Origin of the sequence: Pseudomonas sp. PA-1-3F (genome assembly GCF_021609665.1) — a bacterium.
Lineage (GTDB): Bacteria > Pseudomonadota > Gammaproteobacteria > Pseudomonadales > Pseudomonadaceae > Aquipseudomonas > Aquipseudomonas paracarnis.
The window spans coordinates 116,321-141,360 of sequence record NZ_WJZD01000005.1; the positions used below are offsets into that span (position 1 = coordinate 116,321).

Genomic DNA, 25,040 nt, shown 5'->3' on the forward strand with positions numbered 1-25,040 from the left:
GTGCAGATTTATTTCCTACAAGTTGCCCTACAACGCTGACATTTAAATATTGTTACTTTCCTCTGTGGTGATCACCACAGAGCTCTAACTAATGAAGAAAGTAATGTTGAAAAAAACACTGGGCCTGGCTATTACCCTGGCCTCTTCACAAGCGTTTGCGGCTGGCTTTGCATTGAATGAACAAAGTATCAGTGGGATGGGAACAGGTTTTGCCGGACGGTCTTCATCGGCAGAAGATGCCAGTACTGTCTATGGCAACCCCGCCGGTATGGTTCGCCTGGATGGCCAGCAAATAACCGGTGGTCTCGCCGTTATCGACGCAACGAGCAACATCAGCCAGGCCAGCGGCAGTTCGAGTGGCAGTAACAAGGGCAACATGGTGCCGCTTACCGGCGTGCCTTTTGCTTTCTACACCCAAAAACTGAACGAGCAATGGGCTGCAGGCTTTGGTCTCTATGCGCCATTTGGCATGGTCGCCGATTATGAAAAAGGCTTCCAGGGCAAAGCGTTCGGCAGCAAGAGCGAGGTGAAAGTCATCACGCTCCAGCCAACCGTCAGCTATGCCTTCAACGATAAGCTGTCTATCGGTTTTGGCCCGACCATCAACCGGGTTTCCGGTACCCTGGAGTCGGATATCAACCTTCCGAACCCAAGTCTCGCGTCCAACAATATCAAAATCAAGGGTGACGACACCGCCTTGGGTTTTAACGCTGGCGTGTTGCTTCAAGCAACTGACAGCACGCGGGTAGGCCTGACTTACCATTCGCAGGTCAAGTACAAGCTGGAGGGGCAAACTCAAGTCACTAAAGGTGCCAACGTTCCTGGCGCAGTATTGAGCAGTGGCCGCTACGACGCATCTCTCAAAATTGATACGCCAGAGTCCTGGGATTTCTCTGTGACGCAAGAGGTGAATGCTGATTGGAAACTCTATGCCGGGGCAACCTGGACACGCTGGAGTCGTCTCAAAGACATTACGGTCAAGAACGAGGGCGTTACTTACAGCAATGGTGTGTATGCCCAGGCTTTACTCAGTACCATTAAAGAGGAGCAAAACTGGCACGATACCTGGGCCTACGCCGTGGGCACTTCCTATCGACTGAACAAACAGTGGGTGCTGCGCACCGGTTTGACGGTTGACCAGTCGCCGACCAACAACACCGATCGCTCGCCACGTATTCCTACCGGGGATCGGACCATCTTCAGTCTCGGTGCTGGCTACGATGTTGCGCCGAACATGACCGTCGATGTGGCTTATGCCTATCTCAAGGAAGCGCCGGTCAAGGTTGACCGCACCAACGCGCTTGGCCAGTACTACAAGGCCAAGTACGAAAACAGCGCCAATGGTTTCGGCTTAGGGGTCACTTACCGCTTCTGATTCGCCATCGTCTTAAAGCCCTGCTTTCTCACAAGAGAGCGGGGCGTTTTCGTAGATGAGAGTGGGCGGTGCAGAGGCCGCTGGCTTCAACGCGTCAAGCCCGCTGTGCATTTGGCACTGGCGCAGGAACTGATTGCCAGAGAACGGGCGCGTAACAAGTGACGCTGGAAATCTCAAGGAGAAATAGCCCGGCGATTGCCGGGCTGGTTTGCGTTCACGTTTTTAATGTCGTATCACTATTCGATATCGATCTTGATCAGTTCTCTGACTTTCCGGTCCAGCGCCTTCATAGCCGCCGGTGTATCTGCTTGTAACCACGCATCCACTGCAAACACCTCCTCAAAGTCGCCGCCGATGGACGTGCCGGGTGCTATATGGGTATTCACACTCAGCACACCGGGCAGTTGGCGTGCCGCTTCGACGCCGTGGATCCCTCTTAAAATTCCACTTACCCGTGGGTAAACCGCAGACATCCCATGATACCCAGACGCGATGGGGGGCTCGGGGAAACTAAATGGTTTGCCCAGCAGTTGTTGAACGTATACAGCTGCAAAGTCAACACCACGCAAAGCCAGCAGGCTTTCCCGCACACGCATTCCACCAACGCGTGGGTTAACTTCGATGATGCTGGCACGGCCTTTGGAGTCGTATCGTAATTCAACGTGACAGAAACTATTCCTCAAACCCAGCGTGTTCAATACCACGCGCGTGTAGATCAATATTTGTTGCTGTTCGTTGAGCGTAAGGCGAACGGGGGGGCTGACCAAAAGGTTTTCATAGGATGAGTATGAGCTCTGCTCTACGTCTAACTTATCGTGCATCACCAACGGCAGGATTTGGTGCCCGGTGCATAAACACTCGACACTGATTTCATAACCGTCAATCGCCTCTTCGGCAAGCATCTCGCGCATGGGTTCGAAATGTTCGTCGCCAATGTCGTGGGCGCAAAAATATTCAGTGTAATAACCATGGCGAGCATGCTCCTGATAATGGCGGAATACGCGGCGCATGTCGGCAATATTCTCACAACGTGAAATAAAGCTTGAGCCCAAACCCACCACGGGTTTCAGTATCAGTGGGAAGCCCACATGCTCGGCGGCGACTACAAGGCTGGCATCACCGATAACGCGTGCGTAACGTGCGGTATAGACATTGCGTTCACGCAGGCGCTGGCGCATGGCGAACTTGTTGTTGGCGAGGTACAACGCGTCGACAGGAGGATGGGGCAAACCGCGCCGTGCGCAAAGTTCTGCGACCTGGGCCCCCAATAACCCTTCGGGTGTGAAGAAGCCGATACAGGTGCCGATGCCGACCACGGTTGCGTGTCGCTCCAGACGGCACACCATTGTTTCCAGGCCGTCGCTGCTCCAGTCCGAAATGGAGATGGCGCGAAATGGCAAGGCATCTATGTCATCAGGAGTCAGGGCATCAGGTACGATGGCAATCATAGTCAACCCGGCCTGAGTGGCCGCGACGGCAATGGCACGTAAGTTTGGCAGGCGGATGATCAAGTTTTCTATAACGATAATAGTGAGGGGTTTCATAGGGCGCTTAGTGGGTCAATAGACGAGAAGGGCGTCGTTGCCATCCGGGTAGTGCGAGACGATGTAGCCTTGATCATCAATCTCGTGCAGTGGCGGCAGGCTTGAGTTACCGGAAAGTGTTTTGTAGCGCTCGGCTGGATAGGGTGAGCGGGCGCGAATAAAGCGCTGTCCTCCAATATTTTCGTAGCGCAGGAGTTGGCCTGGTGTGATGTAGTGCGTGCCCACGGCGGTGACGTACCCATAAGGCAATGCATACGTACCTGAAAACGCCATCAATTGGGTAATTAGGGTATGGCCTTTTTTCACGGTGGTGCGCAGCGGTGCGCCACCTGGAGCGTCTGCGCAGTGCATTAAGTGATAAGGCGTGATTCCAACCGCGATGAAATGATCGATAAGATTCTTAAGGCTGTGGAAATCGTCGTTGACCCCTTTGAGCAGTACTGCGTGGCCACGTGCGTGAATGCCCCGACGGCTGAAGCCATTGAGTGCTCTGATGACGTCCGGTCGCAGCTCGCTGGCGTGGTTGATTGCAACGTCCAGAGACACGCTTGTGGAGCGCAGAGGATAGGCATAATCGACGTAGTTATAGCTGGCAATACGTTCGATAAAGGCTTCATTAATGCACTCTGGTTGAAGCAGGGCGTGCCGGGTTGCGATACGAATGTTATTGAGATGGGGGATGCTCGCCAGGTTTTCCAGCAACGCGAACAGCTGTTTTGGTTTTACCAGCGGGTCGCCGCCAACGATTGAGGCTTGGGTGATGCGTGCATCGTTGCGTATGTACTCTATGGCGTTGATGAGGTTTTCTTCACTCATCGATTGGGGCTCGCAGCGCGCAGTGCTGGCTTTCTTGATGCAGTAGCGGCAGGGACAACCGAAATAAGGTGTCAGCTCAACCCGGTCTTCATCAACGCGCGATAAGCCGCAAGTGCAGTTTTTTTGCTGGTGAAGGCGCATGCTTGTCGCTTCCATGTCGAGGACGGTGAGGGGGGACAGACGCTGATGTTGTTATCAGAGAACCATTAAAGTGCCATCCAACCGAATGGTTCTGATACAGCTATTCAGCGCAATTCAGAGTTATTCATAGTGAGTCCGCCATGGCGCGCTTCGCTAATAATTTTATAGCGCTTACAAGGCCGCCTTCATTTGGCTGAAGGCGGTTGCTACGCCTCGCAGGATGGTTTAAAAATTATTCAGTGTGATTAAGTAGGGTGATGCGAATTTTTCCTTCTTGCCTTCGAAAGGTGCCGCTATCGAAATGGCTCGGCTGATTTATCAGTCGGACATCCTTTTAAGGAAAGGCAGCTTAGCGATCTGAAAAGTACGCGGATTGCGTGTAATTCACGCATGGCTTTGAGCTCAATTGTTTAGGATTGAGGTTTAACACAGTCAGCGGACATACTATGAAAATTTCAAGTGTCATTGCCTCAATCACTCTGAGCTGCATTACTCTCAGCGCACATGCAAAAGGTCTGGATCACGTAATAGTAGTCTCAACACAAAAAACTTCCGGCACTATGTCTGTGGGCGAGAAAAGTGCCTATACACAGAGTTTTGAAATTTTCTTGGGGAATCTCAAGGGACGCGGACTTGATTTGGCTGGCTACTGTTTGAAAGCTTACGGAGCTGAAGGCAAAGAATACAAATTGGATACTGTGGATGAGGTGCTTACCGTCGGAAAATTAAAAGTAGGCGCCCCGGTCCAAGGTATGGCAGTGTTTTCATCGGTCGATCCCAGCGTATATCAGCCGCTGATGATCAAACTCTCGGAAAACTGCAAATAAGCCATTCTCGGATATCAACCCGCGGAGTATCGCTCTGCGCTTTCTCGGTGCTCTGAGTAAACTGTGTCATTGACTGCACCTCTCATTTACAGCCCAAGGCTATTATTTTTGAATGTTTGCTGAGTAATGCAATGAAGAATGAGATAACTGAAAAAGAGATGCGCTGGGCATTGTTTGGTGTGTCTGAGTCCGTTGTATCGGCGGGGAATAAACATAGAACACATTCTGCGCCGCAAGTTTCGACGATACCGAGCGTGAAATCAAAAAAACAAATAACCTCAAAGGCATTCACCTCTAAGCTTCGGGTGAAGCTCAGAGTGGGTAATGAGTTTGAAGGGAAAATGTACGAAATAGTGCATGACGCTGATACGCTCAGTTCCCTCGTTGCTGAGCAAGAGGCTGCCAAGGCAGCGAGGAAAAAATATCGCTTTGTCGAGGTCATTTCGGTTAGACCATGTAGCGGATAACAGCTGTGTCTCGACGGTTGTTATTGCGCACGTCGCATGAATGAGTCATTTGCGTCCTGCAGCGCAGGCGCTGGTTCCAAAGGCTGCTAGCTCGCCCGGCAACGAGTCAATGCTGCAGCTCGCCTCGCATACCGACGAAACACCATAAACGAAAAAACCCGCCAAACGGCGGGTTTTAAAGGGTTGCACAGACTTTACTGGCTGTCAGTGAAACTAGAGATGGTGCCCGAACCCGGAATCGAACCGGGACGCCCTTACGAGCGGGGGATTTTAAGTCCCATGCGTCTACCAGTTTCGCCATTCGGGCGGTAGCGCGGTGTAACAGGGTTGGGAATATATAGATCCAGCCGCTTCAGCGCAACCTCCCAGCCGGTTTTCCCGCATAAAGATGCGCAGAAAAAAACGTGGCAGATCAGTGATCTACATGGCCTTTGTGCCAAGTCCTGATGAACGCTCGCAACCCAGGAACAAGCCCCATAAATGACAGTCATAGCGATATGCCATTTCGGCATTTCGCAGGGAGTCGTTTGATGCTCAGTATCCGTAAGCAGGCTTGGATCATGGCCGCAGGTGTAGCGGGGTTGTTGGGCACTGGCGCGTTTAGCTCGGCGCAGGCGGGGAGTGCGGTGCAGTGGGGCGAATTTAGTGCGTCGTCTTCAGACAAGTTGACGGCCGGCTCGATGGACGTGGGCGGTGCCTATGTGTTGAAGCCGTCGGGTGTTTCCGTGGGGGATGTCGAGGCGCTGCAAGCTGGGCAAAAACAGAGTCAAAGCGAACTGCAAAGCTTGAAAAGCAAAGTAGAGGGGCAGGAGCGTGCGTTTGATGAGTTCAAGCGCAAGGACGGTTCGAGTGCCAGTAGCAGTGACAGTCAGCTGTCGAGTCTCAAGCGTACGGTGGATGAGCAGAAGAGCACGATAGAGCGGCAGAAAAGCGAGCTCGACGGTCTCAAGCGCAGCCTGGATGATTTGAAGCGCAGCGTGGAGACCTTGAGCAGCAAGGTGAAGTGACAGCACTGATGCTTTGGGCAATATGGGGCAACTGTGGGAGCTGGCTTGCCTGCGATAGCGATGTGTCAGTCACAGGTATTGAACCTGTTACACCGCCATCGCAGGCAAGCCCCCACATTGACCGTCGGCCTTCAGTCAATCAGTGCCAGCAAGTCGGTGACCCCCACGTCCACACCCGCCTGGCTCAGCAGTGTCGTCACCTGGCCGCGGTGGTGAGTCTGGTGGTTGAAAAAGTGCACCAGCAAACCGAAGAAGGGTTTCTCGGCGGCCACGCCGCGCATGTTGTGATAGCGCAGGCGGTGGTCGAGGTGGGGCTCTTGCACGCTGTGGGCCCAATCGATGATGAGTTGATCCAGCCAGGCGCGATGGGCCGCTAGTTCTGCAAGGCTGGCGAAGGCCAGTTGCTTGAGGTCGCCGGGCGTGGCAACCCCGTTCAGCGGCGCCAAGGCCGCAAAGTTGGCCGGGTGTTCGGCAAAGCGTTTGAGCCAGACGGTGTCGCCCAGCATCAGGTGGTTCAAGGTGCCGAGGATCGAACCGAAAAACGCTTGGCGGTCCAGGGTCAACTGCGCGTGCGTCAGGGCGGCGGCGGCGTCGTAGACCTTGCGGTTCATCCATTGGTTATAGGTGGCCATCAGCGCAATGTGCTCGATGCGGTTCACCGCGGTTCTCCCTTCTTGGCGTGATGGCGCCATCATAAAGCTTGCCCGCCCGACGGTCATGGTGTTCCATCAGGGGAGGACTATGTTTGATCAATGCCACTATTGCGCCCCGGAGGGCGACACCATGAATACCAGCGATCTACTGGAACAACTGTTGCGTGCAGGGCAGCAAGGCGGCGGGGCTTCGGGCGGCGGCCTGGGCGGGTTGCTTGGAGGGTTGTTGAAGGGCGCCGGCACCGGCAATGCGTCTGCGGCGGGTGGCGGTTTGGGTGGTTTATTAGGTGGCCTGGGCGGCTTGTTGGGCGGCGCTCCGGCAGGTGGTACTACCCAGACGCGCAGCGGCGGTGGGATGAACTACGCGGCGCTGGCGTCCCTGGGGATGGCGGCCTTCCAGGCGTATCAAGCCTGGCAACGCCAACAGGCTTCGGCACCGCAGCAAGCTATCCAGACCGTTGACCAGCTTGAAGGGCCTGAAGCCGAAGCCCATAGCCACGGCGTACTGCGTGCGTTGATCGCGGCGGCCAAGGCCGATGGCAAAATCGATGCGCAAGAGCAGCAGATGATTTCTGCCGAGATCGGCCGTCATACCGACGACCCACAACTGCAGCAGTGGCTCGACGCCGAAGTCGCCAAGCCCCTGGATGCCGCCGATTTTGCCGAGTATGCCAATGACCCCGCACTCGCTGCGGAGATTTACCTGGCGAGCGTGATGCTGGTCAATGATCAGCAGGACGCCGAGCGCAATTACCTCGACGACCTGGCCGGTCAGTTGCAAATCGATCCGCAATTGCAGCTGCATCTGGAGCAGCAGGCCAAAGCCTAGAATCTCAGCGTCGCCCCAGTGGTCAGCCACTGGGCGCGATCGCCAATCAGGCTGCGCCCGACCAGCAGGTCCACGTCAACACATTCACCAATGTGCAAACGCGGCCCAGCCTGCCAGGCCTGTTCGCCGCCTTCCTGGCCATACCGCTCGCCAATCAGCGTGAGCTTCTCTGCCAACTGATATTCGAACCCCGTGCCCCAGGTCAGGCGATGTCGTTGATCACCGTCGTTGTAGGCGTGGCTCCAGCCGGCGTTCAGGTTCAGGCGCAAGGCATCCAGGGGTTGCCATGTCAGGGGGATGTTCAGGTCTGCGCCGTCAAGCCCGTGATGGCGATCCAGCGCGACATGCGCCCCGACAGCAATCGCCAGTTCCAAGCCCAAGTCTTGCCGTGACAGCACCTGCACCTTGGCTTGCGGGCTGATCTGCGTCTCGCCTTTGCCTGCATCCACGGCCCGTGACAACGCGGCGCCCCATTGCACGGCAGGCATGGCGCTGAACGTGCAGGCGGGCGACAAGGTGCCGTTATGGGTACTGCCCGCGTGCCGCTGGGCGCTGTACCAGGCGTCGACATTGCATTCACCCGGCGTGTTGATCGCGCCGTCGTCAACCACATAAGCGCCGCCTGCGGCTTGCGCTTTTGAAATCAACGCGGCCACCAGGACAAGGCCCAGGGTCACGCCGATAAAGATCAGGTTGCGCTGCAATGCACGGCGCTTTGCTGGCGGCAGTAACAGCAGGGTGTGGCGAGAGTGGCGTGCGCGATATTTGGCAAACCCGTCGCGGCGTGCCGGCGTGTGTTTTTTGTGCATGATGCACCTCGCTTGAGTTCAGCTTTCTACGGTCAGCACCGAAATGCCGCTGGCTTTGGCCTGGCAAACCAGCTCCGAGGTATCGTCACCGCCCGGCAGGGCGATGATCAGATCGGGGCGGCTGTCGGCCAGCATGAAGTGATTGCGCTGGCGTTCCGCCTGTTTGCCATGGCGCTGCCAATTGGGTGGATAACGCACTACATCGATACCGATTTCCCGGGCCCATTCCTCGATCTCACTGCCCAGGAACTGGTTGCCGCCGTGGATCAGTACCTGCACCGGGCGCAGGCGGTGGTAAGCGTCCAGCACATGGCGGGACTTTTTAGTGTCGGCGTAATGACGACCTGCACAGATCAACACGCGCATGAGCAAATCCTTGTATTGCACGCAGGCGACCGGGCGGCCGCCTGCGTTTGAACGGCGGGGAGGGTCAGTACCACTGTTTGAAGCGGCGGATGTAGATCGTCTTCATCAGTTGGGCGACGCAGCAGTAAGCCAGCAAGGTGCCCACCAGCCATGGGAAGTACGCCAGCGGCAGCGGTTGCAGGCCCACCAGGGTGCCCAGCGGTGAGAACGGCACGTAGATGCCCAGGGCGATCACGATGCAGGTCATCATAAACACCGGCCAGGCGGCCGTGCTCTGGAAGAACGGGATCTTGCGGGTGCGCAGCATATGCACCACCAGAGTTTGCGAAAGCAGCCCCTCGATAAACCAGCCGGACTGGAACAGCGTTTGCATTTCCACACTGTTGGCCGAGAACACGTACCACATCAATGCAAAGGTGGTGATGTCGAAGATCGACGAGGTCGGCCCGATCCAGATCATGAAGCGGCCGATGTTTTTCGCATCCCACTTGCGTGGCTTGGCCAGGTATTCCTTGTCCATCTTGTCCCACGGCAGGGCCAGTTGGGAGATGTCGTACATCAGGTTCTGCAGCAGCAGATGGATCGCCAGCATCGGCATGAACGGGATGAACGCACTGGCCACCAGCACCGAGAACACGTTGCCGAAGTTGGAGCTGGCAGTCATGTTCAGGTACTTCATGATATTGCCGAAGGTTTCGCGGCCCTTGAGCACGCCTTCTTCCAGCACCATCAGGCTCTTTTCCAGCAGGATGATGTCGGCCGATTCCTTGGCGATGTCGGTGCCGCTGTCCACCGAAATACCCACATCGGCATCCCGCAGCGCCGGTGCATCGTTGATACCGTCACCGAGGAAGCCGACGGTGTGCCCGTTGGTTTGCAGCGCCTTGAGCACGCGGGATTTTTGCATCGGCGTGAGCTTGGCGAATACGGTGCGCTCTTCTACGCGGCGCAGCAGGGTGGCGTCGTCCATGGCTTCGATTTCCACGCCCAGCAGCGGCTGGCCGGGTTCCAGGCCAACCTGGCGGCAGATCTTGCTGGTGACCACGGCGTTGTCGCCGGTCAACACCTTGATCGCCACGCCAATCTGCTGCAGCGCCGCAATGGCCGGGCCTGCGGTTTCCTTCGGTGGGTCCAGGAAGGTCAGGAAACCCTGGATCACCAGGTTGCGTTCGTCGCTGGTAGTGTACTGCTGGCGTGCCAGCGCTTTAGGAATATTGCGGGTCGCTACCACCAGCACGCGGAAACCGTCTTCGTTGTAATCATTGGCGAGCGCCAGTAGCGCCTCACGACGGCGGTCATCCAGGGGCAAGGCTTCGCCGGCCTCCATGACATGGGTAGAAATGCTCAGCATCTCTTCCACCGCGCCCTTGCATACCAACAACTGATCACCGGCGGCATCCTTGACCACGATCGACAGGCGACGACGGACAAAGTCGAACGGCAATTCATCGACCTTGCTGTAGGCAAACGGCACCTGGAACTTGGGGTTCTGTTCCGAGAACTGCACCACCGCCTGGTCCATCAGGTTTTTCATGCCGCTCTGGTGAAAGCTGTTGAGCCACGCCAGGGACAGCACGGCGTCATCGCGCTGGCCAAAGGCATTGACGTGATGCTCGAGGATGATCTTGTCCTGGGTGAGGGTGCCGGTCTTGTCAGTGCACAGCACATCCATCGAGCCGAAGTTCTGGATCGCATTGAGGCGCTTGACCACCACTTTGCGCTTGGCCATGGCCGTAGCCCCCTTGGCCAGGTTGGCGCTGACGATCATCGGCAGCATTTCCGGGGTAAGGCCGACGGCTACCGCCAGGGCAAACAGGAAGGCATCGCCCCAATCGCCCTTGGAGAAGCCATTGAGGAAAAACACGATGGGTACCATCACCAGCATGAAGCGGATCAGCAGCCAGCTGACACTGTTCACGCCCCGGTCGAAGGCGGTTTGCACCCGCGAGCCGACAATCGCCTTGGCCAGGGAGCCAAAGTAAGTGCGCGGCCCTGTTGCCACCACCACTGCTTTAGCGCGGCCGCTGACCACGTTGGTGCCCATGAAGCAGATGTTCGGCAAGTCCAGCAGGTTGCCCTGGTCGGCGGCCAGGGTAGAGGCGGACTTTTGCGTGACATCGCCCAGGGTGTCGTACTTCTCCACCGGCAAGGCTTCGCCGGTCAGCACGGCCTGGCTGATAAACAGGTCGCGGGACTCGATCAGGCGGATATCGGCGGGGATCATGTCGCCGGCTGACAGCTGCACGATGTCGCCGGCCACCAGGTCGCGCATCGGCACTTCGCGCAAGACCGGCTGGGCGCCAACCTGCTCGCGGCGCAGCACGGTGGCGGTGGTGCGTACCATGGCCTTGAGGGCTTCTGCGGATTTGGCCGAGCGGTGTTCTTGCCAGAAACGCAGCAGGCTGCTGAGCAACACCATGGTCATGATGATGATGACTTTGGTCAGGTCGACTTCTTCACCTGCCTGAAGTGGCAACCAATAGTCGGTGACAAAGCTGATACCGCCCAGGGTCAACAGCACGTAGATGAAGGGGTTGTTCAGTGCCTGCAGGAACTGGACGATAGCGTGTGGCGGCTTGTCATGGGCCACTTCGTTATAGCCTTCGCGTTGCAGGCGCGCCGAGGCGTCCAGTTCGGTCAGGCCGTCCTGGGTGGCGCGTACATTGGCGAGGGTGGCCGCCAGGCCATTGTGGGCTTCGCGGGCGGCACGCATCGACAGCCTGGTGTCGGCAGCGGTGCCATTTTTCTTGTGCAGAGGCGTGTTTTTTACGGCGCTCATTGTCTGTACTCCTGTCGCCAATTCTCGACAAAACATACCCTCTACTTACCTGCAGACAGGCGAGCGAAAGCATGCCGAGCCGCGGACTTCGCGATCGGTTCAAATAAAGTATTTAAATAACTTCTGAAGGGCCCGCTAACAGCAAGTTAGTTAACTAGCGTGCAGCAGGCTACTACTGGACGTGTTCATAAAGAACTCCAGGGTCATCAATAAGAAAGTTGCTGTTTCCAGCGAGGTCAGGCGGCGTGAGTACTCAGGTAGAAACCGAGCATCAAGCGCGCTTGCGCCAGGCAGGAAACCTGGGGTCTCTGCGGGTCTTGAGGGTCGGCATGATCCCAGTGCTGCACCAGGTGGCCGCTTTCAGGGCAGATACGCCAGTGCGCCAGCGGCGGGGCTGGGCGCACTTGAGGGGAGGGTGTGACAAAGGTCGAGCGGCTTGGCGAAAAGCCCGCCGGCGCTCGGCACAGCTTGGCGTGCAGGGCTGCGACCAGTGTGCGCGTATCAGGCAAAACAAGGAGTTGGAAGGTCATAACACACCTCGGGACCGGACGGGCGACCGGTGAGGCAGTTACGGTGGAGCATCAAGCTCTAGCGCAGCTTACCGGACCTGGAACGCGAGTCCTGTCATATTCTGGGTTTGGCGCCCGATGCCCGCAAAGGCGGTGCTCGGACAGCGACTAGATACTGTGTCCATTGGCTTCTTTTGTGAGGTTTAAAAAAGGCCCCAGTTGCGGGCACGGGCAATCTACTCAGGGCGTCACAGAATGTCAACGCATGATTAATTAAATTAGCCCGTGTTCAGAGTTTGTTCAGACAAGAGGCGCGCGTAAGTTGTGAGTTGAATAACTTCATACACCTTGCGCGGCGAGGAGTGCCAGATAGATCAATACTAAACCGCAGGCCGCATAACTCACACGCTGCCAAGTCGGTGATGCGTTCTTGCGTAGCAGGTTCACCAAGGCGGCGGTAAGAAAACACGAGAGTACCGACGCCAGCATGAAGCCGGCAAAAAACATCAGGGTCTGTCCGTGACTGGGGGTGGTGCCGACAATCCCCGACAGTGCGCTTCCCAAGGCGCCCCAGTAGACGATGTTTTTCGGATTAGCCAAGGAAATCGCCGCGCCCACCGCCAACGCATTTTTGCCTGAGCTGGCAGGGGCATTGTCCATTGCCGGTAACTGCCAGGCATCAATCAGGCTGCGAATGCCCAGCCAGGCCAGGTACAGCGCGCAGACGATTGTAAGTGGAACCCGCACTGCATCATGCTGGATCAGCAGTGCGATACCGGTGAGGCCAATCACGGCCCAGACGGCGTCGCCCACCAGTGAGCCGAACTGCACCAGCAACGCCGGCGTGAAGCCATGGAGCAAGCCGCGGCGCAGAGTCTCTGCCAGCACGGCGCCGGGGGAAAGGCAAAATACAAAACCGAATACCAGCGCATAGACAAAGATCGACAGCATGCTCAGTTCCTTTCGAGAAAGTGCCAGAGCATACGTCAGTCCGGGAGAGGGATACCACGCCCTCTGTAGGAACGCCCGCGATGGCGGCGCGTCAGCGACTGAATCTTCAACTGAACCACCGCTATCGCAGGCAAGCCAGCTCCCACACTGGCCGTGTATTGCCCACAGGATCAGCGCCCCCTGTAGGAGCGAGCGTGCTCGCGAAAAGCGTCAACGATAACGCGCGTTTCCTGAATGACCGCGGTGCCTATGAGTTTTTCGCGAGCAAGCTTGCTCCTACAAAGTCTGCGGCGTTGAGGCAATGCGGTGGAGTTCAGCCTTCAATTCATCCGGCGATAGACGTGCAAAGGGCAGCGCAAAAAACGCCTCGCAGCGTGCGGTGATAATGTCGAGGGTGGCCTTGAATGCAGCCTCTACTTGCGCCTCGTCACCCTGCACTTCGGAAGGGTCCTCCAGGCCCCAATGCGTCTTCACCGCTGGGCCGAAATATACGGGGCACGCTTCACCGGCTGCTTTATCGCACACGGTGACGACCACATCAGGCGGGCTGTCTTGAAAGGCCTCATTGCCCTTGCTGTACAAACCTTCGATGCTGATGCCCGCCGCCTGCAGCGTGCTCAGGCTACGGGGCAACACCTGGCCCTTGGGAAAACTGCCGGCGCTGATCGCTTCAAAGCCCGGCGGCGCCAGGTGGTTGAACATCGCTTCGGACAAGATGCTGCGGCAGCTGTTGGCGGTACACATGAACAGCACTTTCATTGCAGTCTCCATTAGACGCTCAGGCGCAAGGCGAGGGCGGCGAGGGTGATCAGCAGGACGGGCAGGGTCAGCACGATCCCGACCTTGAAGTAGTAACCCCAGGTGATGGTGATGCCTTTGCGTGCCAGGATATGCAACCACAACAAGGTGGCCAGGCTGCCGATGGGGGTGATTTTCGGGCCCAGGTCGCTGCCGATCACATTGGCGTAGATCATCGCGTCCTTGACCACGCCCACGGCATGGCTGGACTCGATGGACAACGCGCCAATCAGCACGGTCGGCAGGTTATTCATGGCTGATGAGAGCAGCGCGGTCAGCACCCCGGTGCCCATGGCCGCGCCCCACACACCATAGGTGGCGAAGGTATCGAGCCAGGTGGCCAGGTAGTCGGTCAGGCCGGCGTTACGCAGGCCATAGACCACCAGGTACATGCCCAGGGAAAAAATCACGATCTGCCACGGGGCTTCCTTGAGGACCTTGCGCGTGGAAATCTGATGACCTTTGGCAGCAATCACCAGCAGCAGTACCGCACAGAACGCCGAGATCGCACTGATGGGAATGCCCAACGGTTCCAGGGCGAAACAGCCGACCAGCAAAATACCGAGTACCCACCAGCCGGCACGAAAGGTCGCACGGTCATGGATGGCACTGGCGGGGTCTTCCAGGTCGGACGGGTTGTAGGTCTGCGGAATATCCCGGCGGAAAAACCACAGCAGCACCGCGAGCGTGGCGGCGACACTGACCAGGTTCACCGGCACCATCACCGCGGCGTATTCGTTGAAGCCAATCTTGAAATAGTCCGCCGAGACGATATTCACCAGGTTCGACACCACCAGCGGCAGGCTCGCCGTGTCGGCGATAAACCCTGCGCCCATGACGAAGGCCAGCGTCGCCGCCGGGGAAAAGCGCAAGGCCAGCAGCATCGACATCACGATAGGCGTCAGGATCAACGCCGCACCGTCGTTGGCAAACAGCGCCGATACCAGCGCACCCAGCAACACCATATAGGCAAACAACCGCCGGCCGCGGCCACGGCCCCAGCGCGCCACATGCAGCGCCGTCCAGGCGAAGAAACCGGCTTCGTCCAGCAACAGGCTGATGATGATCAGCGCGACGAAGGTGCCGGTGGCGTTCCAGATGATCTGCCACACCGCCGGGATGTCCGCCAGGCTGATCACCCCGCAGGCCAGCGCCAGGATCGCGCCCAGTGTGGCACTCCAGCCGACGCCCAGGCCCTTGGGTTGCCAGATGACCAGCACGATGGTGACGAGGAAAATCGCAATTGCGACAAGCATGAATAAACGCTCCGATGGCTCAGCAGCAGGTGCTGGCCCGTTGTGGTCTGTCGCCCATTGCATTCAGACGCAGTGCGTCATCCTGCAACCATGGCTGGTTGGCTTGCAGAGTGGTGTCCAGCACCTGAGTAACCCAGGCGGGCAGTGCCGGATTGATGCGGTAGTAGATCCATTGCCCTTGACGTCGGTCCACCAGTAGCCCGCAACTGCGCAATTGCGCGAGATGGCGGGAGATTTTTGGCTGGCTGTCGTCCAAGGCATGGATCAACTCACACACGCAAAGTTCGCCCTCGCGCAGGATCAGTAAGGTCACCCGTGCACGGGTGGCATCGGCCAGGCACTTGAACAGGGTGGGAGGAGAGAAGAGGTCTGACATGGTCAAGGACTTTTCAAGTAGAGATATTCGAATATACGTATTTGCATATATATAGGTCAAATCTTGTTTCAATTGATATGGATCAAAACCCTTTGAAAGCGCCACAACTGTTTGAAATTAAAATGAAACACAAATGTCCTAACGTGCCTGCCCATTGCTGATGAAGGAAGACCCCGCGTGACCCGAGCCACCCGCAACCTGCGCAAGACCCTGGATTCCGTCGCGGAAAATAACGAAACCGCGGCCTTTGACCTGATGCGCGCCGTGGAAAAACTCGGCGATGAAGTGCTGCGCCAGCGCCTGCTCAATACCATCCACCGGCTGAACCAGGATGCGTATGAATTGCGCGAAGCCCGGGATTCGGTGGAGCAGGTTTCGGTAAAGCTCGCCTGAGCAAGATCGTTCAAGACAAGCTTTCGTTCGCGCTGGCATGCTTGTCGACTGTCTGTCGATGAGCCGCTTCCATGCCCACTGCATTACCTCATTACGCCTTCACCCGCGGCGCCATCGCCGTCATTCCCTTATCCCTGGCCTGTGCGCCCTGGGGGTTGCTGGCCGGCTCCATGGCCATTGACGCGCAATTTACCCCGCTGCAAGCCCAAGGCTTGTCTGCCATTGTGTTTGCCGGTGCCGCACAACTAGTGGCCATCGGCATGGTCAAGAGCGGTGCCAGCCTGATTTCCATCGTGCTGACCACTTTGCTGCTCACATCCCAGCATCTGCTCTATGGCATGCACATGCGTCCTACGCTGTCTTCGCTCAACACCCGTTGGCGCATGAGCCTGGGGTTCTTGTTGACCGATGAATTCTTTGCCCTGGTCAACCACTACGACCGCGAGACCTTCAACCGCTGGTACGCCCTGGGCGTCGGCCTGACGTTTTACCTGGTCTGGAACCTCTTCACCCTTGCCGGCATTGTGCTGGGCAAAAGCATTCCCGGCCTTGATCAATTGGGGCTGGAGTTCTCGATTGCCGCGACCTTTATCGCCTTGATCACCCCTGTGGTGCGCGACGTGCCCACGGTGGTATGCGTTGCCGTGGCACTGCTGAGCTCGGTCTGGTTGAGTTATCTGCACTGGGAGTCGGCGGTGGTGGTCTCGGGTGTGTTGGGGATGAGCGCGGGGTTTGCCTGTAAACGGCTGGGAGTGGGGCAACGATGATTTACCTGATGATTGTGGCCATGGGCCTGGTGGTGTTCTTCAACCGTTACCTGTTTATCGAGCCGCGCTTGCCAGTACGGCTCAATCGCGGTGCGCGTGAATTTCTGGGCTTCGCCGTGCCGGGCATGCTCACCGCGATCTGCGGGCCGATTATTTTCCTGGCTGACCATCGGCTCAACCTGAGCCCGAGCAACCCTTATCTGCTGGCCGGCATCTGCGCCGTGGCGTTGATGTACTGGACGCGCAGCGTGTTGACCACGGTGCTATTGAGCATGGCGCTGTTCTATCTGTTCCGTTGGTGGTTTTGACACCCGGGCAAAAAAAAAGCCCGCGGGGTGGCGGGCAGAAGGGAGACTTCTAAAAAATGAGCCTGGCCACTATAGGCGGCGTGTTTGCCCTTCACAGTGAAACAAAGTTCATGGGCGCGTCAGTTGGCAGACGCACAGTGGTAGAGTCACGGTTTTTCCAAGGAAGCAATGGCATGCACAAAGTGGTAATGGGCGCATTGATACTGGCGGCACTGACCGGTTGCGCCGGTTCGAAGATGAAGGAAGCGCGCGCAGGCAGCCCCTACAAGACCCTGGCATCAGACAAGGCCACTCTGGTCGTTGCCCAGTGCATCCAGTTCGGCTGGCAGGATGAAAGCGTGTTCGGCGTCGATGCTGGCGGCTTCAAGGAAGCGACCGAGGCGGGTGGTTTTACGGTGTATACCACCGGTGGCGATTACTTTGTCGATGTACTCAGCACCGGCGCGGGTTCTACGGTCAACTACTATGCAGCACAGGACAATATGCCGGCCAAACGTCGCCTGGCAGCACTGGCCACTTGTCTGTAAGTCGGTTGCCTTAGCCATATTCCGAAATGCCTGGCGGGACAGCCGCTGGGCATTGGCCTATGATTCACTTGCTCGTTCGACGTGATGGCTCTTTACCGGTACACGGATGTCGAGGCTTAAACGTCGAACGAGCTCCTCCACCCCAACCTCACCGGGGCATGAAACCCAAGTGCCAGCGTCGCGGAATCAACAGTGTCGCCACCCCCAAGGCCGCAGCCAACGCACCACTGACCCACAATGCGCGCAGGCCCATCTGCTGTTCCAGCAATGCACCGATCACAGCGCCAATGAACATCCCGCCCCACGGAATCAATTGCACGCGCCAGCCATTGCGGCGCTCGCCCAATAACCAACGGCCCAGCCCGCGACCAAAGCGTGACAGCGCCCCGGTGACGTAGGTCAGCCCCACCGGCAGCCCGTTCACCTCCTCGACGGCCGCGTTGAGCATGCCCATGGCAATGATCGCCGCGAGCAACGCGGGCAAGGTGTCGGTCGATGGCCACAACGCCGCAGCGCAGAGCAAGGCGCCGATGCACAGTAATAAGGGCAACGCATGGCGCTTGCTGAAACGGCTGACCAGCACGCCCAAGGCATTGCCAACCACGAAGGTGGTGACCAGCAATACCAGGCGCCCGGTGAGCCCCAGGTCGCCCGCACTGATGGCCACCGCCAGGCGCGTGGTGTTACCACTCATGAACGAGACGAAATCGCCGCTGGCCATAAAACCGATCGCATCGGTCATGCCCGCCAGCACCGACAGGCAGGCCACCAGCATCAAGCCCACGCGCCCGCGCCAGCGCTGACGACGGGCGAGCGTGGCATTGGTGTAAGGCTTGCGGGACGAAGGCAGCATGGGGCTGGTTTCCTCGGTGAGATTATCCGGCCACTACCGTAGGGCGCTTTGCCTGTCCGCGCAATGACCTCAGACACGCTCCAGTTGCCAGCCGGTGGCGTGCCACGTCAGATGGTGAGTCGGCTCGATCGCCTGCAAGAATGCCCCGTCGTGTGATACGGCCAGCAGCGCGCCGGTAAACCCCTTCAAAGCCTGCTCAAACGCTAGCACTGACTCCAGGTCCAGGTGATTGGTGGGTTCATCCAACAACAGTAATTGCGCCGGTGTATCACGCCACAAGGCCAGGGCCATCGCGGCTTTCAAGCGCTCGCCGCCGCTGAGTTGCCCTGCCGGCTGCGTAACCCGCAGCGCGTCCAGCTGCAAAAACGCCAGGCGTGTGCGCAGTTTGGCTTCGGCCAGCGGCGTGTCGAGCAGGTTGAGTTGCTCGACAAGGCTGCGCCGGTCGTCCAGCAGCGCCAGGTGCTGGTCAATGTACGCACTGGGCACCGCTACGCTGCACTTGCCACTGACCGCCTGCCAGTGGCCGGCCAGCAGTTTGAGCAAGGTCGATTTGCCGCAACCGTTCGGCCCACGCACGGCAACGCGAGCCGGGCCCGTCAGGTTGAGCGTCAGGTAGCTGACGGGTGCCAGGGGATCAAGCCAGGGCAATTGCGCCTGCTCCAGCACCAGTACCTGGCGGCCATTGGGGACTGTCGAGCCTGATAATGCGAGCAGTGTGGGCGTCTCATCCGCCACGCGCTCGTAAGCCTGGCGCACCTGGGCGTCGAGTTGGTTTTTGCACGCATGATGGGCGCTACGCACGCTGCTGACGATCTCCTTTGCTGCGCTTTTCCAGCGCGCCTTGGTAAAACGGTCGACGTTGGCGGTCTCGGCCTGTTTACGTGCGCGTGCGGCATGGCGCTGCAGGTCGTCGTGGTCTTTTTGCAGACTCCGACGCTCACGGCTGCGGGCCAGACGCGCCTGTTCCCACGCAGCAATCGCGGCCTGCTGGTGAGTATCGCGTTGCTGGCGATAGGCGTCGTAGTTGCCGCCGTAGACCTGAATGCCAAGGGGCGAAAGCTCAATGATGCGACCCATGACGTTGAGCAACTGTCGATCATGGCTGACCACCACCAGGCCACCTCGCCAATCGCGCAACGCACGCAACAGCCAATCGCGCCCGGCAGCATCAAGGTGGTTACTGGGCTCATCCAGAATCAGCAACTGCGGCGCAGCCAACAACGCCCCGATCAGCGCGACCCTGGCGAGTTGGCCACCGCTGAGTTGATCGGCCGGGGTACTGGCACTGAGGGTCTGCAAACCCGCTGCATCCAGTGCCTGGCGCAGTCGCTCGGCGAGGTCCCAGCGATCGTCGATCAGTTCCAGGTCACCGAGGCGTGCATCGCCCTGGGCCATACGTGCAAGGGCAGCCAAGGCTGCGGCAGTTGCGGTGATATCGGCGATGGTTTGCCCTGGTTGAGCCGTGATGGCCTGGGGCACATAGGCAACGTGGGCCGGTTTTTTCAACGTGCCGGAGGAGGGCAGCAGCACGCCGGCCATCAACCTGGCCAGGATACTTTTGCCCCGTCCATTGCGCCCGACGATACCGGTAGGCGTTTGATCAATGGACAGGTTCACGTCGGCCAGCAAGGTTTCGCCATTGGCGAACTGGAAAGACAGGTGTTGCAGGGAAACAAGAGCGGGCAGCCGTTTGACGTCAGTCATCAGCACCTCCAAAAAAATGTCGAACAGGCCAACAAGCGCGCCAGGCGGCTCGTTGCAGATACATTTTGGAAGGCTTAGATGTTCACGTCGGCGGTCATCCCGTGAGTCAGAAGGGAGGCAGAGCCTAACCCACCTTAACTTTGTGCGGCAAGTCTTCGGCCAGTTTTTCCAGGAACATCGCCAGCGCGACTTCTTCGGCTTTCAAGCCTTTGCGCACCCGCGGCTTGGGCAACTTCGACAATTCGCCGAGGCTGAAATGCTCGAGCACCGCCGGGTGGATATAGCACTTGCGGCACACCGCCGGCGTATTGCCCAACTGCCGGGAGACATCCTTGACCATCGCCACCACATGCCGCTTGGCGTCGGATTCGGGCTGCCACGCCAACTCGCGCAATACTGCCAGCGCCATTGCTGTACCAGCCCAGGTGCGGTAGTCCTTGGCGGTAAAGTCTTCGCCGGTCAGGCTGTGCAGGTAGTCGTTGACGTCCTGGGAGCTGACGGTATGCCGCTCACCGTCTTCGTCCAGGTACTGGAACAGGTTTTGCCCTGGCAATTCCATGCAACGCTTGACCACCCGGGCCAGGCGCCGATCCTTGACGCTGACTTGGTGCTCCACGCCACTCTTGCCACGAAACTGGAACTGGATCTCACTGCCCTTGATGTCCACATGGCGGTTGCGCAAGGTGGTCAGCCCGTAGGATTTGTTTTCACGGGCATATTGGGTATTGCCGACGCGGATCAGCGTGGCGTCCAGCAACATCACCACCGTGGCCAACACCTTTTCGCGGGTAAACCCCGGCTCGGCGATTTGAGCTTCGAGCTGTTTGCGCAATTTGGGCAACGCGGCGCCAAAAGCCTGCAAGCGCGAGTACTTGTCGCTGTCGCGCACCTCGCGCCAGCGTGTGTGGTAACGGTATTGCTTGCGGCCACGGGCGTCGCGGCCGGTGGCTTGCAGGTGGCCGCGAGGGTCGGCACAGATCCACACGTCGGTGTAGGCGGGCGGCACCGCCAAGGCGTTCAGGCGTTTTATTTCGTCCGCGTCGGTAATGCGCTCGCCCTTGGCGTTCAGATACTGGAACTTGCCTCGCACTTTTTTACGGCGGATGCCGGGCTGGGTGTCATCCACATAATGCAGGTCGCGGGGCAGGTCGGCGGGTAGCGAAGAGTCAGGCATGGGGCGGGTTCCTTGGCAACAAATCAGGCCGGTATGTCTGATTGACCGCAGCACCCTGCGGTCGTGCCAAATGGTTAAGCCAGCACCGCCACCGCCTTGATTTGCGCCCACAGTGTCTGGCCCGGATGCAGTTGCAACTGGTCGTGTGAGAAGCGCGTGATGCGTGCCAGCAAGGGCGTGCCGCCGGCGTCGAGGCGCACCAGCACGTGGGCGCTGTTGTCCGCGCCAATAGTCTGGGTGACGGTCACCGGCAAGCGGTTGAGGATGCTGCTGTGTTCCTGGGCCTGCAGGCTCAGGCTTACATCCCGTGCCTGGACCTTGACCCGCAGCGGGTTGCCCACCGCCAGCGGGACATGGGCCACGCGCATCTGCAACGGGCAATCGGGCAGCTGCAGAGTGAGCAACTGATAGTGCGCGTCGTAGGCAACGACGCTGCCGGCGATCACCACGCCGGCATCGTCGCCCAGCGCCAAGGGCAGGTCGAGGCGCGCCAGGGTCTCGCCGATCGGGCCGCTGGCCAGGGCCTTGCCGTCGCTGAGCAAGACAATATGGTCGGCCAGTCGCGCCACTTCGTCCTGGGCATGGCTGACGTACAGCACCGGGATAACCAGCTCGTCGTGCAGGCGTTCCAGGTAAGGCAATATCTCGCTTTTGCGCTGGCTGTCCAGGGCCGCCAGCGGTTCATCCATCAACAACAACTTGGGGCTGGTGAGCAAGGCGCGGGCGATGCCGATGCGCTGGCGCTCGCCGCCGGACAAGTGTTGCGGGTGACGCTCAAGCAAGTGTCCGATGCCCAACAGTTCGGTGGCCTGGGCCATGTCCACGCGCCGTTGCAGACGAGGGATACGTTTGAGGCCGAACTCCAGATTGGCGCGCACCGACAGGTGCGCAAACAGGCTCGCCTCCTGGAACACATAGCCCAGGGCGCGTTTATGCGGCGGTACAAACAGCCCTTTGCTGCTGTCTTGCCAGACCTCGTCGTTGATCTGTACAAAACCGTGTTCGGCGCGTTCCAATCCGGCGATGCAACGCAGGCACGTGGTCTTGCCGGAGCCAGAATGCCCGTACAGCGCGCTCACGCCACGGCCGGGCAATTGCAGGTCAACATCCAGTGTGAAGGCGCAATACTTCAGGTGCAGGCGTATATCCATCATCGCGATCAGCTCCAGCCCATTTTGGTTTTACGGCTGGAATAGAGCGCCAGCAACACGAGGAAGGCGAACACCACCATGGCGCCGGCCAGCCAATGGGCCTGAGCATATTCCATGGCTTCGACGTGGTCGTAGATCTGCACTGAGACGACACGGGTCTTGTCCGGGATATTGCCGCCGATCATCAGCACCACGCCGAACTCACCGACGGTATGGGCAAAGCCCAGGATCGAGGCGGTGATAAACCCAGGGCGTGCCAGCGGCAGGATCACCGTGAAAAACGTGTCCCACGGGTTGGCGCGCAAGGTCGCGGCCACTTCCAGCGGGCGCGTGCCGATGCTAGAAAACGCATTCTGCAACGGCTGCACCACGAAGGGCATGGAGTAGATCACCGAGCCAATCACCAGCCCGGCGAAACTGAAGGTGAGGGTGCCCACGCCCAGCCATTGGGTGAACTGGCCGACGTACCCGTTGGGCCCCATGGCCAACAGCAAGTAAAAGCCGATGACCGTTGGCGGCAACACCAACGGCAGTGCGACCACTGCGCCGATGGGGCCGCACCACTTGGAACGGGTGCGCGACAGCCACAGGGCGATCGGTGTGCCGATGATCAATAGGATCAGGGTGGTCAGTGAGGCCAGTTTGAGGGTCAACCAGATCGCAGAAAAATCAGCACTCGTCAGGGGCATTTACAGCTCGTAACCGTAGGATTTGATAACGGCAGCCGCTTTCGGGCCTTTGAGGTAGTCAACCAGAGCCTTGGCGGCGGCGCTGTCCTTGCCCTTGTTGAGGATTACGGCGTCCTGTTTGATCGGGTCATGCAGGGACGCCGGAACAATCCACGCCGAACCGCCGGTGACTTTGCCGTCTTTGTAGATCTGCGACAAGGCCACAAAACCCAGCTCGGCGTTGCCGGTAGACACAAACTGATAAGCCTGGGTGATGTTCTGGCCCTCGACGAGCTTGTCCTTGACCTGGTCGCTCAAGCCTTCCCTGGCCAGCAATTGGGTGGCGGCCAGGCCGTAGGGCGCTGTTTTGGGGTTGGCGATGGACAAGTGCTTGAATTGGTTTTTCTTCAGCACATCACCCTTGGCATCCACATAGCCTTCTTTGGCCGACCACAGCGCCAGGGTGCCGACCGCGTAGGTGAAGCGTGAACCCTTGACCGTAGCGCCTTCGCTTTCGAGTTTTTGCGGGGTGGTGTCATCGGCGCTGAGGAACACCTCAAATGGCGCGCCGTTCTTGATCTGAGTGTAGAACTGCCCGGTGGCACCGTAAGCCGCGACCAGTTTATGGCCGGTGTCTTTCTCGAAGTCGGCGGCAATCGCCTGGATCGGGGCGGTGAAGTTGGCGGCCACGGCCACCTGCACTTCATCGGCATGGGCCGTACCCAAGGCAAAGGCGGCAAGCAGGGGGGCCAGGCGCGAAACGCGGGTCATCATGAAGCAACTCCTTGAAGGTGTACGGCAGGTTGTAGGTAAAGAGGCTTACCGCTATGTATGGGAATATATAGCGGTAGGCTGTTGCCGGTACAGCACCAAGTTGCTGCGCAGGTCAGTCGCGGGTGAATCTGGCTAGCGCGTGCTCGGCCAATTCGCGGGTCAGGTCATAGGTGGACAGGTCTTTGCCGAGCCTCAGGGCCTGGCCTGCCCACAGGTTACTGAAACCGGCTTCATCCTTGGCCTTGAGCGGCATTAATGCGCCTCCGGCTTTGGGGAACGCCGGCGCCGTCGGGTTGATTGCGCCGAGCTCACGCATCACCCGGTTGACGATGCCCCGCGCCGGGCGGCCGGTAAACAGGTTGGTCAGCGCGGTTTCGCTGGCTTGGGCATGGCGCAGCGCATGGTGATGGGAGGCGCTTACCGTAGCTTCGGGTGTGAACAGGTATGCCGTGCCGACCTGCACTGCCGAAGCGCCCAGCGCAAAGGCGGCGACGATGCCGCGCGCATCGCCGATTCCGCCCGCAGCAATCACCGGCACGCTGACCGCGTCGACAATCTGCGGTAGCAGCGCCATCAAGCCGATCTGGCTGTTGAGGTCATCGCTGAGAAACAGGCCACGATGCCCACCAGCTTCGATGCCCATGGCGATAATCGCGTCGCAGCCGTGCTGTTCCAGCCACACGGCTTCCTCGACAGTGGTGGCCGATGACAGCACCTTGGCACCGGTGGCTTTTACCCGGTCCAGCAAAGACTTCTCTGGCAGGCCAAAATGAAAGCTCACCACTTCTGGCCGAAACGCTTCCACTACCTGGCAGGCTGCGTCATTGAACGGCGCGCGGTTGGACACCGGGGTTGGCGCATCGAAGTCGGCGCCCAGCTCATGGTAGTAAGGTTGCAGCAAGGCCTTCCAAGCCTGGTCCCGCGCGTCATCGGCATCGGGCGGTTGATGGCAGAAGAAGTTGATGTTCAGCGGCGCATGACTGGCCTGGCGAATGAGAGCCAAGGCATCGCGCAGTTGCTCCAGGCTCAGCGCCGCCGCAGGCATCGAGCCCAGGGCTCCGGCTTGCTGGGCGGCGATGACCATGGCGGTGGTCGTCGCGCCAGCCATCGGCGCCTGGATGATCGGCACCTCAATGCCCAACAGGTCAAGAATGCGGGTGTCTGGCCAGGTGCTCATGGGGTGCTTCTCCAGCGTTAGTAGGGCTTTTCGCTGTTTTA

At 58.8% G+C, this 25,040-nt stretch carries 27 protein-coding genes and 1 tRNA gene; 9 read left to right on the forward strand and 19 right to left on the reverse strand.

Translation table 11 applies throughout. The annotated features are described in order from the left end of the window. Nucleotides 1–91: 91 nt before the first annotated feature. Nucleotides 92–1,375 carry an OmpP1/FadL family transporter gene (locus GIV26_RS05080; protein ID WP_236279618.1) on the forward strand — a complete coding sequence of 428 codons (1,284 nt, stop codon included), beginning with the start codon at nucleotides 92–94 and terminating at the stop codon, nucleotides 1,373–1,375. A gap of 236 nt (nucleotides 1,376–1,611) precedes the next feature. Here the strand turns inward: GIV26_RS05080 and GIV26_RS05085 are convergent, their stop codons facing one another. Together GIV26_RS05085 and GIV26_RS05090 are read right to left on the reverse strand one after the other, a co-directional pair. Next, the gene (locus GIV26_RS05085; RefSeq protein WP_236279619.1) at nucleotides 1,612–2,919 is read right to left on the reverse strand and encodes an ATP-grasp domain-containing protein; all 1,308 of its coding nucleotides are present in this window, start codon (nucleotides 2,917–2,919) and stop codon (nucleotides 1,612–1,614) included. A 15-nt stretch (nucleotides 2,920–2,934) separates the two neighbouring features. Further along, a complete protein-coding gene (locus GIV26_RS05090) occupies nucleotides 2,935–3,876 on the reverse strand; it encodes a radical SAM protein (RefSeq protein WP_236279620.1) in 942 nt (313 codons plus the stop codon). 446 nt (nucleotides 3,877–4,322) lie between these two features. Between GIV26_RS05090 and GIV26_RS05095 the strand changes: the two genes are divergently transcribed. Next, nucleotides 4,323–4,703 carry a DUF4354 family protein gene (locus tag GIV26_RS05095; protein ID WP_202691762.1) on the forward strand — a complete coding sequence of 127 codons (381 nt, stop codon included), beginning with the start codon at nucleotides 4,323–4,325 and terminating at the stop codon, nucleotides 4,701–4,703. 131 nt (nucleotides 4,704–4,834) lie between these two features. Then, nucleotides 4,835–5,170: a hypothetical protein gene (locus tag GIV26_RS05100; protein WP_236279621.1), complete on the forward strand. Its 336-nt coding sequence runs from the start codon at nucleotides 4,835–4,837 to the stop codon at nucleotides 5,168–5,170. A gap of 220 nt (nucleotides 5,171–5,390) precedes the next feature. Here GIV26_RS05100 and GIV26_RS05105 read toward each other — a convergent pair. Further along, a tRNA-Leu gene (locus tag GIV26_RS05105) sits at nucleotides 5,391–5,477 on the reverse strand. Nucleotides 5,478–5,700: 223 nt separating this feature from the next. Here GIV26_RS05105 and GIV26_RS05110 point away from each other — a divergent pair. Next, a complete protein-coding gene (locus tag GIV26_RS05110; RefSeq protein WP_060764279.1) occupies nucleotides 5,701–6,177 on the forward strand; it encodes a hypothetical protein in 477 nt (158 codons plus the stop codon). Between the two features lie 131 nt (nucleotides 6,178–6,308). Here GIV26_RS05110 and GIV26_RS05115 read toward each other — a convergent pair whose 3' ends face one another. After that, nucleotides 6,309–6,836 carry a DinB family protein gene (locus GIV26_RS05115; protein WP_236279622.1) on the reverse strand — a complete coding sequence of 176 codons (528 nt, stop codon included), beginning with the start codon at nucleotides 6,834–6,836 and terminating at the stop codon, nucleotides 6,309–6,311. 124 nt (nucleotides 6,837–6,960) lie between these two features. Between GIV26_RS05115 and GIV26_RS05120 the strand changes: the two genes are divergently transcribed. Continuing rightward, a complete protein-coding gene (locus GIV26_RS05120) occupies nucleotides 6,961–7,659 on the forward strand; it encodes a tellurite resistance TerB family protein (protein ID WP_034127613.1) in 699 nt (232 codons plus the stop codon). Here the strand turns inward: GIV26_RS05120 and GIV26_RS05125 are convergent. From GIV26_RS05125 to GIV26_RS05160, 8 genes are all read right to left on the reverse strand, one after another. Next, complete coding sequence (locus GIV26_RS05125) at nucleotides 7,656–8,468, reverse strand: hypothetical protein (RefSeq protein ID WP_236279623.1); 813 nt, start codon at nucleotides 8,466–8,468, stop codon at nucleotides 7,656–7,658. The two genes, GIV26_RS05120 and GIV26_RS05125, sit on opposite strands and share 4 nt — an antisense overlap. An 18-nt stretch (nucleotides 8,469–8,486) precedes the next feature. Beyond that, nucleotides 8,487–8,834, reverse strand: coding sequence for a DUF2493 domain-containing protein (locus GIV26_RS05130; RefSeq protein ID WP_003191350.1), 348 nt, complete (start codon nucleotides 8,832–8,834; stop codon nucleotides 8,487–8,489). A 64-nt stretch (nucleotides 8,835–8,898) separates the two neighbouring features. After that, complete coding sequence (gene mgtA, locus GIV26_RS05135; RefSeq protein ID WP_236279624.1) at nucleotides 8,899–11,613, reverse strand: magnesium-translocating P-type ATPase; 2,715 nt, start codon at nucleotides 11,611–11,613, stop codon at nucleotides 8,899–8,901. Nucleotides 11,614–11,849: 236 nt separating this feature from the next. Continuing rightward, nucleotides 11,850–12,143, reverse strand: coding sequence for a hypothetical protein (locus GIV26_RS05140; protein ID WP_127881565.1), 294 nt, complete (start codon nucleotides 12,141–12,143; stop codon nucleotides 11,850–11,852). A gap of 318 nt (nucleotides 12,144–12,461) precedes the next feature. Then, on the reverse strand, nucleotides 12,462–13,073 hold the full coding sequence (locus GIV26_RS05145) for a LysE family transporter (protein WP_054897296.1): 612 nt from the start codon (nucleotides 13,071–13,073) through the stop codon (nucleotides 12,462–12,464). Between the two features lie 276 nt (nucleotides 13,074–13,349). Beyond that, entirely contained in the window at nucleotides 13,350–13,832 is a 483-nt protein-coding gene (locus GIV26_RS05150; protein ID WP_089041762.1) for an arsenate reductase ArsC, read from the reverse strand. A gap of 11 nt (nucleotides 13,833–13,843) precedes the next feature. Next, the gene (locus GIV26_RS05155; protein WP_089041761.1) at nucleotides 13,844–15,127 is read right to left on the reverse strand and encodes an arsenic transporter; all 1,284 of its coding nucleotides are present in this window, start codon (nucleotides 15,125–15,127) and stop codon (nucleotides 13,844–13,846) included. Between the two features lie 19 nt (nucleotides 15,128–15,146). Next, entirely contained in the window at nucleotides 15,147–15,503 is a 357-nt protein-coding gene (locus tag GIV26_RS05160; RefSeq protein WP_034127507.1) for a metalloregulator ArsR/SmtB family transcription factor, read from the reverse strand. A 177-nt stretch (nucleotides 15,504–15,680) separates the two neighbouring features. Between GIV26_RS05160 and GIV26_RS05165 the strand changes: the two genes are divergently transcribed. The 4 genes from GIV26_RS05165 (at nucleotide 15,681) to GIV26_RS05180 (ending at nucleotide 17,498) form a co-directional block, all read left to right on the forward strand. Beyond that, nucleotides 15,681–15,896: a hypothetical protein gene (locus GIV26_RS05165; RefSeq protein ID WP_003191339.1), complete on the forward strand. Its 216-nt coding sequence runs from the start codon at nucleotides 15,681–15,683 to the stop codon at nucleotides 15,894–15,896. A gap of 71 nt (nucleotides 15,897–15,967) precedes the next feature. Beyond that, a complete protein-coding gene (locus tag GIV26_RS05170) occupies nucleotides 15,968–16,663 on the forward strand; it encodes an AzlC family ABC transporter permease (protein WP_054897293.1) in 696 nt (231 codons plus the stop codon). Then, the gene (locus tag GIV26_RS05175; RefSeq protein WP_014718527.1) at nucleotides 16,660–16,971 is read left to right on the forward strand and encodes an AzlD domain-containing protein; all 312 of its coding nucleotides are present in this window, start codon (nucleotides 16,660–16,662) and stop codon (nucleotides 16,969–16,971) included. Before GIV26_RS05170 ends, GIV26_RS05175 begins: the two co-directional genes overlap by 4 nt. 173 nt (nucleotides 16,972–17,144) lie before the next feature. Further along, entirely contained in the window at nucleotides 17,145–17,498 is a 354-nt protein-coding gene (locus GIV26_RS05180) for a hypothetical protein (RefSeq protein WP_054897292.1), read from the forward strand. Between the two features lie 148 nt (nucleotides 17,499–17,646). Here GIV26_RS05180 and GIV26_RS05185 read toward each other — a convergent pair whose 3' ends face one another. The 7 genes from GIV26_RS05185 to GIV26_RS05215 all read right to left on the reverse strand — a co-directional run bounded on the left by GIV26_RS05185 (nucleotide 17,647) and on the right by GIV26_RS05215 (nucleotide 24,999). After that, nucleotides 17,647–18,351, reverse strand: coding sequence for a YoaK family protein (locus tag GIV26_RS05185; RefSeq protein ID WP_057975835.1), 705 nt, complete (start codon nucleotides 18,349–18,351; stop codon nucleotides 17,647–17,649). A gap of 69 nt (nucleotides 18,352–18,420) precedes the next feature. Then, nucleotides 18,421–20,055: an ABC-F family ATP-binding cassette domain-containing protein gene (locus tag GIV26_RS05190; RefSeq protein ID WP_236279625.1), complete on the reverse strand. Its 1,635-nt coding sequence runs from the start codon at nucleotides 20,053–20,055 to the stop codon at nucleotides 18,421–18,423. A 124-nt stretch (nucleotides 20,056–20,179) separates the two neighbouring features. Next, nucleotides 20,180–21,229 (reverse strand): DNA topoisomerase IB, encoded by a 1,050-nt coding sequence (locus GIV26_RS05195; protein ID WP_236279626.1) that lies wholly within the window; start codon nucleotides 21,227–21,229, stop codon nucleotides 20,180–20,182. 74 nt (nucleotides 21,230–21,303) lie between these two features. Then, nucleotides 21,304–22,383, reverse strand: a complete 1,080-nt coding sequence (modC, locus tag GIV26_RS05200) for a molybdenum ABC transporter ATP-binding protein (protein WP_236279627.1) — start codon at nucleotides 22,381–22,383, stop codon at nucleotides 21,304–21,306. Nucleotides 22,384–22,388: 5 nt separating this feature from the next. Beyond that, nucleotides 22,389–23,069: a molybdate ABC transporter permease subunit gene (gene modB, locus GIV26_RS05205; RefSeq protein WP_054898423.1), complete on the reverse strand. Its 681-nt coding sequence runs from the start codon at nucleotides 23,067–23,069 to the stop codon at nucleotides 22,389–22,391. Next, on the reverse strand, nucleotides 23,070–23,822 hold the full coding sequence (modA, locus tag GIV26_RS05210) for a molybdate ABC transporter substrate-binding protein (RefSeq protein ID WP_054898424.1): 753 nt from the start codon (nucleotides 23,820–23,822) through the stop codon (nucleotides 23,070–23,072). 112 nt (nucleotides 23,823–23,934) lie between these two features. Further along, nucleotides 23,935–24,999: an NAD(P)H-dependent flavin oxidoreductase gene (locus GIV26_RS05215; RefSeq protein ID WP_198791302.1), complete on the reverse strand. Its 1,065-nt coding sequence runs from the start codon at nucleotides 24,997–24,999 to the stop codon at nucleotides 23,935–23,937. Between the last annotated feature and the right edge of the window lie 41 nt (nucleotides 25,000–25,040).

Excerpts from the sequence above, each read along its gene's own strand:
- GIV26_RS05150 (WP_089041762.1), bottom strand. The coding sequence starts at position 13,832 with ATGAAAGTGCTGTTCATGTGTACCGCCAACAGCTGCCGCAGCATCTTG.
- GIV26_RS05175 (WP_014718527.1), top strand. The coding sequence starts at position 16,660 with ATGATTTACCTGATGATTGTGGCCATGGGCCTGGTGGTGTTCTTCAAC.
- GIV26_RS05145 (WP_054897296.1), bottom strand. The coding sequence starts at position 13,073 with ATGCTGTCGATCTTTGTCTATGCGCTGGTATTCGGTTTTGTATTTTGC.
- GIV26_RS05080 (WP_236279618.1), top strand. The coding sequence starts at position 92 with ATGAAGAAAGTAATGTTGAAAAAAACACTGGGCCTGGCTATTACCCTG.
- GIV26_RS05195 (WP_236279626.1), bottom strand. The coding sequence starts at position 21,229 with ATGCCTGACTCTTCGCTACCCGCCGACCTGCCCCGCGACCTGCATTAT.
- GIV26_RS05110 (WP_060764279.1), top strand. The coding sequence starts at position 5,701 with ATGCTCAGTATCCGTAAGCAGGCTTGGATCATGGCCGCAGGTGTAGCG.
- modB (WP_054898423.1), bottom strand. The coding sequence starts at position 23,069 with ATGCCCCTGACGAGTGCTGATTTTTCTGCGATCTGGTTGACCCTCAAA.
- mgtA (WP_236279624.1), bottom strand. The coding sequence starts at position 11,613 with ATGAGCGCCGTAAAAAACACGCCTCTGCACAAGAAAAATGGCACCGCT.
- GIV26_RS05100 (WP_236279621.1), top strand. The coding sequence starts at position 4,835 with ATGAAGAATGAGATAACTGAAAAAGAGATGCGCTGGGCATTGTTTGGT.
- GIV26_RS05125 (WP_236279623.1), bottom strand. The coding sequence starts at position 8,468 with ATGCACAAAAAACACACGCCGGCACGCCGCGACGGGTTTGCCAAATAT.
- modA (WP_054898424.1), bottom strand. The coding sequence starts at position 23,822 with ATGATGACCCGCGTTTCGCGCCTGGCCCCCCTGCTTGCCGCCTTTGCC.
- GIV26_RS05180 (WP_054897292.1), top strand. The coding sequence starts at position 17,145 with ATGCACAAAGTGGTAATGGGCGCATTGATACTGGCGGCACTGACCGGT.
- GIV26_RS05090 (WP_236279620.1), bottom strand. The coding sequence starts at position 3,876 with ATGCGCCTTCACCAGCAAAAAAACTGCACTTGCGGCTTATCGCGCGTT.
- GIV26_RS05095 (WP_202691762.1), top strand. The coding sequence starts at position 4,323 with ATGAAAATTTCAAGTGTCATTGCCTCAATCACTCTGAGCTGCATTACT.
- GIV26_RS05215 (WP_198791302.1), bottom strand. The coding sequence starts at position 24,999 with ATGAGCACCTGGCCAGACACCCGCATTCTTGACCTGTTGGGCATTGAG.
- modC (WP_236279627.1), bottom strand. The coding sequence starts at position 22,383 with ATGATGGATATACGCCTGCACCTGAAGTATTGCGCCTTCACACTGGAT.
- GIV26_RS05190 (WP_236279625.1), bottom strand. The coding sequence starts at position 20,055 with ATGACTGACGTCAAACGGCTGCCCGCTCTTGTTTCCCTGCAACACCTG.
- GIV26_RS05160 (WP_034127507.1), bottom strand. The coding sequence starts at position 15,503 with ATGTCAGACCTCTTCTCTCCTCCCACCCTGTTCAAGTGCCTGGCCGAT.
- GIV26_RS05120 (WP_034127613.1), top strand. The coding sequence starts at position 6,961 with ATGAATACCAGCGATCTACTGGAACAACTGTTGCGTGCAGGGCAGCAA.
- GIV26_RS05085 (WP_236279619.1), bottom strand. The coding sequence starts at position 2,919 with ATGAAACCCCTCACTATTATCGTTATAGAAAACTTGATCATCCGCCTG.
- GIV26_RS05185 (WP_057975835.1), bottom strand. The coding sequence starts at position 18,351 with ATGCTGCCTTCGTCCCGCAAGCCTTACACCAATGCCACGCTCGCCCGT.
- GIV26_RS05140 (WP_127881565.1), bottom strand. The coding sequence starts at position 12,143 with ATGACCTTCCAACTCCTTGTTTTGCCTGATACGCGCACACTGGTCGCA.
- GIV26_RS05170 (WP_054897293.1), top strand. The coding sequence starts at position 15,968 with ATGCCCACTGCATTACCTCATTACGCCTTCACCCGCGGCGCCATCGCC.
- GIV26_RS05155 (WP_089041761.1), bottom strand. The coding sequence starts at position 15,127 with ATGCTTGTCGCAATTGCGATTTTCCTCGTCACCATCGTGCTGGTCATC.
- GIV26_RS05130 (WP_003191350.1), bottom strand. The coding sequence starts at position 8,834 with ATGCGCGTGTTGATCTGTGCAGGTCGTCATTACGCCGACACTAAAAAG.